The sequence below is a fragment of the Desulfobacula sp. genome, assembly GCF_021107415.1.
In genome coordinates this window covers 1-6,388 of the sequence record NZ_JAIOSW010000413.1, presented here as the reverse complement: position 1 = coordinate 6,388, position 6,388 = coordinate 1, and the positions used below count along the sequence as shown (strand labels likewise).

The 6,388-nt window shown below is 40.5% G+C and carries 7 protein-coding genes; 2 read left to right on the top strand and 5 right to left on the bottom strand.

What is annotated here, in order from left to right; all coding sequences use genetic code 11:
• From K8S13_RS20840 to K8S13_RS20820, 5 genes are all read right to left on the bottom strand, one after another.
• On the bottom strand, nucleotides 1–553 hold a 553-nt coding region (locus K8S13_RS20840), incomplete at its 3' end, for a cache domain-containing protein (RefSeq protein ID WP_291465641.1).
• Nucleotides 554–646: 93 nt separating this feature from the next.
• On the bottom strand, nucleotides 647–1,855 hold the full coding sequence (gene lhgO, locus K8S13_RS20835) for an L-2-hydroxyglutarate oxidase (protein ID WP_291465639.1): 1,209 nt from the start codon (nucleotides 1,853–1,855) through the stop codon (nucleotides 647–649).
• Between the two features lie 302 nt (nucleotides 1,856–2,157).
• Complete coding sequence (locus tag K8S13_RS20830) at nucleotides 2,158–3,474, bottom strand: TRAP transporter large permease (protein ID WP_291465637.1); 1,317 nt, start codon at nucleotides 3,472–3,474, stop codon at nucleotides 2,158–2,160.
• Nucleotides 3,471–3,965 (bottom strand): TRAP transporter small permease, encoded by a 495-nt coding sequence (locus tag K8S13_RS20825; protein WP_291465635.1) that lies wholly within the window; start codon nucleotides 3,963–3,965, stop codon nucleotides 3,471–3,473. The genes K8S13_RS20830 and K8S13_RS20825 overlap by 4 nt, the downstream gene beginning before the upstream one ends.
• Nucleotides 3,966–4,051: 86 nt before the next feature.
• Nucleotides 4,052–5,047: a TRAP transporter substrate-binding protein gene (locus tag K8S13_RS20820; RefSeq protein WP_291465633.1), complete on the bottom strand. Its 996-nt coding sequence runs from the start codon at nucleotides 5,045–5,047 to the stop codon at nucleotides 4,052–4,054.
• A gap of 638 nt (nucleotides 5,048–5,685) precedes the next feature.
• Between K8S13_RS20820 and K8S13_RS20815 the strand changes: the two genes are divergently transcribed.
• Together K8S13_RS20815 and K8S13_RS20810 are read left to right on the top strand one after the other, a co-directional pair.
• Nucleotides 5,686–5,865, top strand: a complete 180-nt coding sequence (locus tag K8S13_RS20815; RefSeq protein WP_291465631.1) for a DUF2080 family transposase-associated protein — start codon at nucleotides 5,686–5,688, stop codon at nucleotides 5,863–5,865.
• Nucleotides 5,866–5,883: 18 nt separating this feature from the next.
• Nucleotides 5,884–6,388 (top strand): alcohol dehydrogenase catalytic domain-containing protein (locus tag K8S13_RS20810; protein WP_291465629.1); only part of this gene is annotated, 505 nt, incomplete at its 3' end.

Here is a 6,388-nt window from a genome sequence, read left to right as displayed (position 1 = left end):
TTGTTTTATCCTCAAAATCATATATTTTTTTTGTAAGAATCAGAGTGGCATCGGTAAAGGATTCATCCATGATGATGTCTGATAAAAAGATTTCATTTCTAAGAGCAGCATTGAACCAGTCATGGGTATTAAACAATTCAGGATTTTTATTGCTGTCCCGTTCTTTGTTGTTTTGAGGGATGGTTAATATGGATCTGCCCTGAAGATTGATCAGGTGAATCCGTTTATAGTATTGGTTTGTTTTTTCATATTCTTCAACCAGTCTTTTGGCTGTATCCAGTTTTTGACAAAATTCAAACTGGAGAAAAGAAAGCTGAATAAAAGGGAAATTTGATAAAAGATTGATATCTTTTTCGATCACCTCGAAAAATGTATCAATCTGTTGGGCAGTTTTGTCTGCAAGATTGCCCAATTGTTCCCTGGTCTGTAATAAGAGTGCATTTGATGCACTTTTATAGGCAAAGTATCCCACAATAATCAGCGGTATCACACCTAAAATGACAAAGATGGCAATGAACTTTGAACGAATACTGGAAAAAAAACTGTTTTTCAAATAACACCCCCCATGGTATTTTTAGCCTGTTCGTCTTAAATTCGTTACTACCTGTCCTTGGAATAGTCAATTAAAATATTGGATTGGCCTACCTTAACCTATATGCTTAAATTTTGCCTCGGCTTTATCGCAAAGATATTCGCTGATCGGTATGGCCGATGTCGCAGCCGGGGATGGCGCATTGCATACATGCAAGGATCGTGGGCTTTCTGCAAAGAGAAAATCATGAACAAGCGTGCCATCCTTTTTTACAGCTTGTGCCCTTATTCCGGCAGGATATGGTTTTAGATCCTTAAGATTCATTAAAGGGCAGTATTTCTGAATTCTTTTTAAATATCCGGGTTTGTAATTGGAATCCACCAGTTCTTTGATTCCGGATATGACATTTTGGCGGATAATATGCCAAAATCCCGGAAAGCACAGCATTTGTGCCGTATCTTTTATATTCAAATTAAGTTGATGATATCCCTCGCGTTTCCATCCTAGTACTGCATTGGGGCCTACCGTAACAGAACCATTCACCATGGGTGTCAGGTGAACACCTAAAAACGGCAAGTCCGGATCAGGTATGGGGTAGATCAGGCGAGAGACAATATTAAAATGCTGCTTTGGCAGTTGATAATACTCACCGCGAAACGGTATGATCATAAAATCAATATCAATGTTCATCATTCTGGCTAATCTGTCTGCCTGTAATCCCCCGCAAACAATCAGGTATCGGGTGTGAACCGCTTCCGAGCCAAGATATATCACCACCTTATTAGATTTTTCCTTGATAGATGTGACAGGTCTTCCTGTTTTTACAATGCCTTTGGATGCCAAAAAAAGATCAACCATTTTGTGAGTAATGCGTTTATAATCGGTTATGGCCGTTTCAGGGACCAGTAATGCACCCAAACCTGTGATATTGGGTTCCACTTGACGTAACCGGTTTTCTTCGATTCGATGGGTTGTAATTTTATTTAATGCACATCGCTTTTCCAGTGCCGTCATTCTCTGGAATTCCAGCAGGTCTGTTGCTACCAGTAATTTGCCGCATTGCTTATAGGGTAAATGGTGTTCTTTACAGAATGATAACATCAGTGCAGCCCCGCGTTTGCAAAATTTTGCTTTCAGGCTGCCGGGTTGATAATATACCCCTGCATGAATTACCCCTGAGTTATGACCTGTTTGATGGGAGGCAAAAAAAGTTTCTTTTTCTATTAAGGCAACACTTGTAGAAGGATAACGCTGTTTTAATGTCAGTGCGGTTGCAACCCCCACAATCCCACCGCCAATCACTGCAAAGTCAAATTGAGTCAAAGTTTTTCCTTAAAAAAAATATATCATGTTGAAATCTATATTTTTAAAAGGTAAGCAAGCATGATGCCAGAGAATAAAATAAGGATGGTTACCCTTTTATTCCAAAGGATTAATACGATAGTTGATAAAATTAAAAGCAGACAGAATTATTTTTGTGCGGTTTTTAATCACTTGCACGGGTGAAAACCGCACATTTTTTAATGAAGAATAAAAAAACTCCTCCATTGTTATAAATACTGACAGAGGGATTGAATATGCAAAAAGGTTGAAAATAAAAAATTTTCAACCTTTTGAGGTTAGGGTCAATACATGAGATGGGGTAAAAATAGTATAATTTTCGGGAAGATGATCAAGATCATCACACCGACAATCACGGCAATAAGAAAAGGTAAAATACCCTTGAATATTTTTTCCAGAGGAATTTCCTGTTCCAGTACATTTTTTGCCACCCCGTAGACAACATATACGTTAATACCAACCGGTGGTGTGATGACCCCCATTTCCGTCACCATAACGATAATGATACCAAACCAGATGGGATCATATCCAAGTTCCATGACAACCGGAAAGAAAATGGGAACAGTTAAGGTGACAAAGGCCAGGGCATCCATGAAACAGCCGCCGATAAAATAAATCATAATGACCACCGCCATAACCAGGAACGGCGCCATTTGAAGCTCGGCGACCCAGCCGGCAATTTCAAAGGGAATTCTTGTGACGGCTAAGAATTTTCCAAAAATAACCGCACCGGCAATGAGCATCATGACCATGCACGAGGTTCTCAAGGTTTCCATCAGGGATTTGATAAATCCGGCCCAGGTGATCTGTTTTCTGAGTACCGCAATGACAAGTATACCGAACGCACCGATCGCCGCCGCTTCCGTTGGTGTAAAAAGGCCTATAAAAATACCGCCTATAACCAGTGTAAACACAGCAAGTGTTTCACCGAGACCGAACAATGCCTTGAATTTTTCCGCCCAGGTGAATGTTTCACCGCAAGGACCTTGTTCAGGATTAAAGCGGCATTTGATGTAAATGGCAATAATGAAAAGAAGAGTGACAAGCAGGGCCGGAAAAATTCCGGCAACAAATAATTGACCAATGGACTGTTCCGTCAGGATACCGTAAATGATCAGAACAACACTGGGAGGCATGATCATACCGATTCCGCCGCCGGATGCAACAGATCCTGTGGCCAGCTCATCATCATAATTATATCGTTTCATTTCAGGAAGACCCACCGTTGCCATGGTTGCTGCCGTTGCAGGACTGGAGCCGCAGACCGCTCCAAAGGCCGTGCAGGCGGATACCGTGGCCATGGCAAGACCGCCCCTGGTGCTTCCCAGGAATTTATAGCCAACGTCATAAAGACGTTTGCTGATTCCCGAGTTAAACCCGAGCTGCCCCATGAGGATGAATAAAGGGATTGTTGTTAAATCGTATGATCCAAAAACATCATACACATTTCTGGACAAAAGAACCAGGCCGGCGTTAGGTGTTACCATGGTGCTGAATCCAACAAAGCCGACGATGCCCATAACAAATGCAACAGGCATTCTTGTCAGAAACATGAGGATCATGATTACAATACCGATTATGCCAATAATTGTTGGACTCATTTTGTTTTTAATTCTCTCAATTGCTTAATATCTTTAATAATAATCTCTATTATGGTAACAGAGAAGACCAGTAGTCCAAAAGCCAGAAGGTATATAATGTAATAAATGGGAAATTCCAGGTTCATGGAGACTTCTCCTGTTTCACGTATATCCTTTGCATAAAGAAACATCTGCCAGGTTACCAGGCAAAACAGAACAAGGCTTAAGGTGCGGGTAAAAAGGTCAATGATAAGCTGTATTTTTTTAGACAGCAGGCGAACCAGTATTTCCACACCAACGTGCCCGTCAACCTTATAGGTATAAGGCAAGGCTGCAGCAACCAGGATGGTGGCCAGAAAACCGACAAGCTCAACAGAGCCGAATATGGGATGCTTGAAAAAACGACCAATCACATCAACAACAGTCAACAGCATCATGGCGGTCAGGGCTACAGCACCGATGATTTTTAACAGACCGGAAAATTTGTCCAGCGCTTTGGAGATATTGTTCATAAAATATCCTGCTTAAAAATTAAACTATCAATAAATGACCGGATTTTATCAAAGCCGGTCATTTATTGTAAATGAATGTTTAAATATTACATATTCGCTTTGATGAAATCCACAACCGCTTTTCCATCAACACCTTTTGCATTTGCTTTCTTGATATATCCATCAATTACCGGAGCAACAGCAGCTTCCCATTTTTTGGATTCTGATTTGGAAAGGCTGACCACTTTTCCGCCTTGAGATGTAAAGAACGCAAGACCTAATTTGTCTGCTTCATCCCATGCTTCGCCGTGTTTAATAGACCATTCTGCGTTGATATCTTTGATTGTCCTCTGTGTAGCAGGAGACAATTTGTTCCATTTGCCTTTGTTCATGAAAACAGCAAATGTGGTGGTATAGGCTGTTGAATAATTTTCAGTCAGATAATCAACAACCTCGCCTAGTTTCCACCCCTTGTTGGCTTCAGCAGGGTGGAGTGATCCGTCGACAACACCTTTTTGAAGCATCTGGTAGCATTCTCGCATGGATTTACCAACAGGAGATGCACCAAGGGCGGCGGCGACAAGACCGCTGGTTCCGGTACCCCTGAGTTTAAGACCCTTCAGGCCCGCCATGGTAGAGACGGCTTTGTCACGGGTATGAATAAGCCCTGGGCCATGACCATGGACAAACATAATTTTTGAATCATTAAATTCTTTGGGTTGGAATTTGTTTAAAACAGCATTGGCAACGGCTGTTGCCTGTACACCGCTTTTGTAGCCCAAGGGAAGGTCAATGGCGGATGCTACAGTAAAACGACCCCTTGAATATGCAAGAACGGTCATGCCGATATCTGCAATACCCTTAACCACACCATCATAAGTTTGCGGGGCTTTTGTAAGGGTGCCTGCAGGAAAATATTTAATAATAATTTCACCATTGGTTCTTTTTTCTACTTCTTTACACCAGCTTTCTGCAAGTATGCTTTGAATATGTGTGGGGGGGAAAAAATTAGCATAGGTAAATTGGGTTTTCGCCGTTGCATTGAAAGTAAAAAATGTACTAAAACAAAAAATCAAAAAAGCCAGAATTGTAATTCTCTTCATTTTGTTGACCTCCTAAAAGTGTTTGTATGGAGCCAAAAGCTTACTTGGGACCCTATAATTTTAATCATGTGACCATGTGTTCTGCCAGGCTTTCCACCTCCTTTCAACGAAACCGTTTTAATAGTGTCACAATGTAACTATAAATCAGCTATGATAAACAACTATATTTAAAAGAAAGAAACCCTGTCAAGGAAAAAGTTTAATTTGGAAAATAAAAGCAGGATTTATATCGTTGACATATCAACTATTCCTTTATTATGGGAGCTTGTGGTGTTGGGACGGACTCAAATCTAATGGGATTCATGGCTATAATATGATTATTTGATAGCTGAGTTACAAAAACCTTAAAGTTACTTTATTTCAACCGTTATCAGAGTTTTTTAATCATAAGAATAGTTTTAGATAAAGTTGATATATCAACTAATATAAAGCTATGATTTTAAGTTAAGTGACTTTATTTTTTCCTTTTTTCAGAATAAGTCGTGTTTTATCCTTCTTAATTAGATGATGATCGGTACTAAAAATAAGTAAAAATAAATTCTTGACAGGTAGCTGCAATGTATCTATAAGGTATCTAAGACATAGCTGAATTATATTATAGATATGGCTATGTTGTAAATGAGGAGTATTGAGATCTAATGATTACCGAAAATGAACGGCTTGATAAATTGGAGAAAGATTTCATTCGCAAAAAGGTAAAATTTGAAATTTATGGCGATGAAATGATCGAAAAAACGGTTAATTCAAGCGGTAACAGTGGGAGGATTTATCTGCCGCCTGAGTGGATTGGTACAAAAGTTAAAGTGGTTAAATGTTAATATAATAAGGAGTATGAAATGGCGAATATACCGGACAAAATTCAAACTTGGCAAATGGTCAGTCCCTTTAAAAAAGACAGGGAAACAGGAGAAGTCACTCCTGGAAAGCTTGAAAAAACACAGATAGATGTGCCTGAACTGAAACCGGGAGAGGTTCTGGTTGAAGTGGCAGGCTGCGGTGTCTGTCATACAGACCTTGGATATTTCTATTATGGCGTGCCCACTGTGAATAAACCCCCTTTAACACTAGGGCATGAAATTTCAGGCATAGTTGTGGACACGGCAGATGACGTGGATGCATGGAACGGGAAGGAAGTGATCATTCCGGCTGTCATGCCGTGCCGGCAGTGTTATCTTTGCAAGACAGGCAGGGGAAACCGATGCCTTGCCCAGAAAATGCCGGGCAACAGCATGGGTATTTACGGCGGAAACTCAAGCCATATTCCTGTTCCTGCCATTGATCTTTGCGAAGTTAAAGATCGTGGAAATATCCCTCTTGAAAAACTGGCTGTTGTGGCAGATG

Bases quoted from the DNA above. Each gene is read 5' to 3' on its own strand.
- K8S13_RS20830 (WP_291465637.1), bottom strand. From the start codon at position 3,474: ATGAGTCCAACAATTATTGGCATAATCGGTATTGTAATCATGATCCTC.
- K8S13_RS20825 (WP_291465635.1), bottom strand. From the start codon at position 3,965: ATGAACAATATCTCCAAAGCGCTGGACAAATTTTCCGGTCTGTTAAAA.
- K8S13_RS20820 (WP_291465633.1), bottom strand. From the start codon at position 5,047: ATGAAGAGAATTACAATTCTGGCTTTTTTGATTTTTTGTTTTAGTACA.
- K8S13_RS20815 (WP_291465631.1), top strand. From the start codon at position 5,686: ATGATTACCGAAAATGAACGGCTTGATAAATTGGAGAAAGATTTCATT.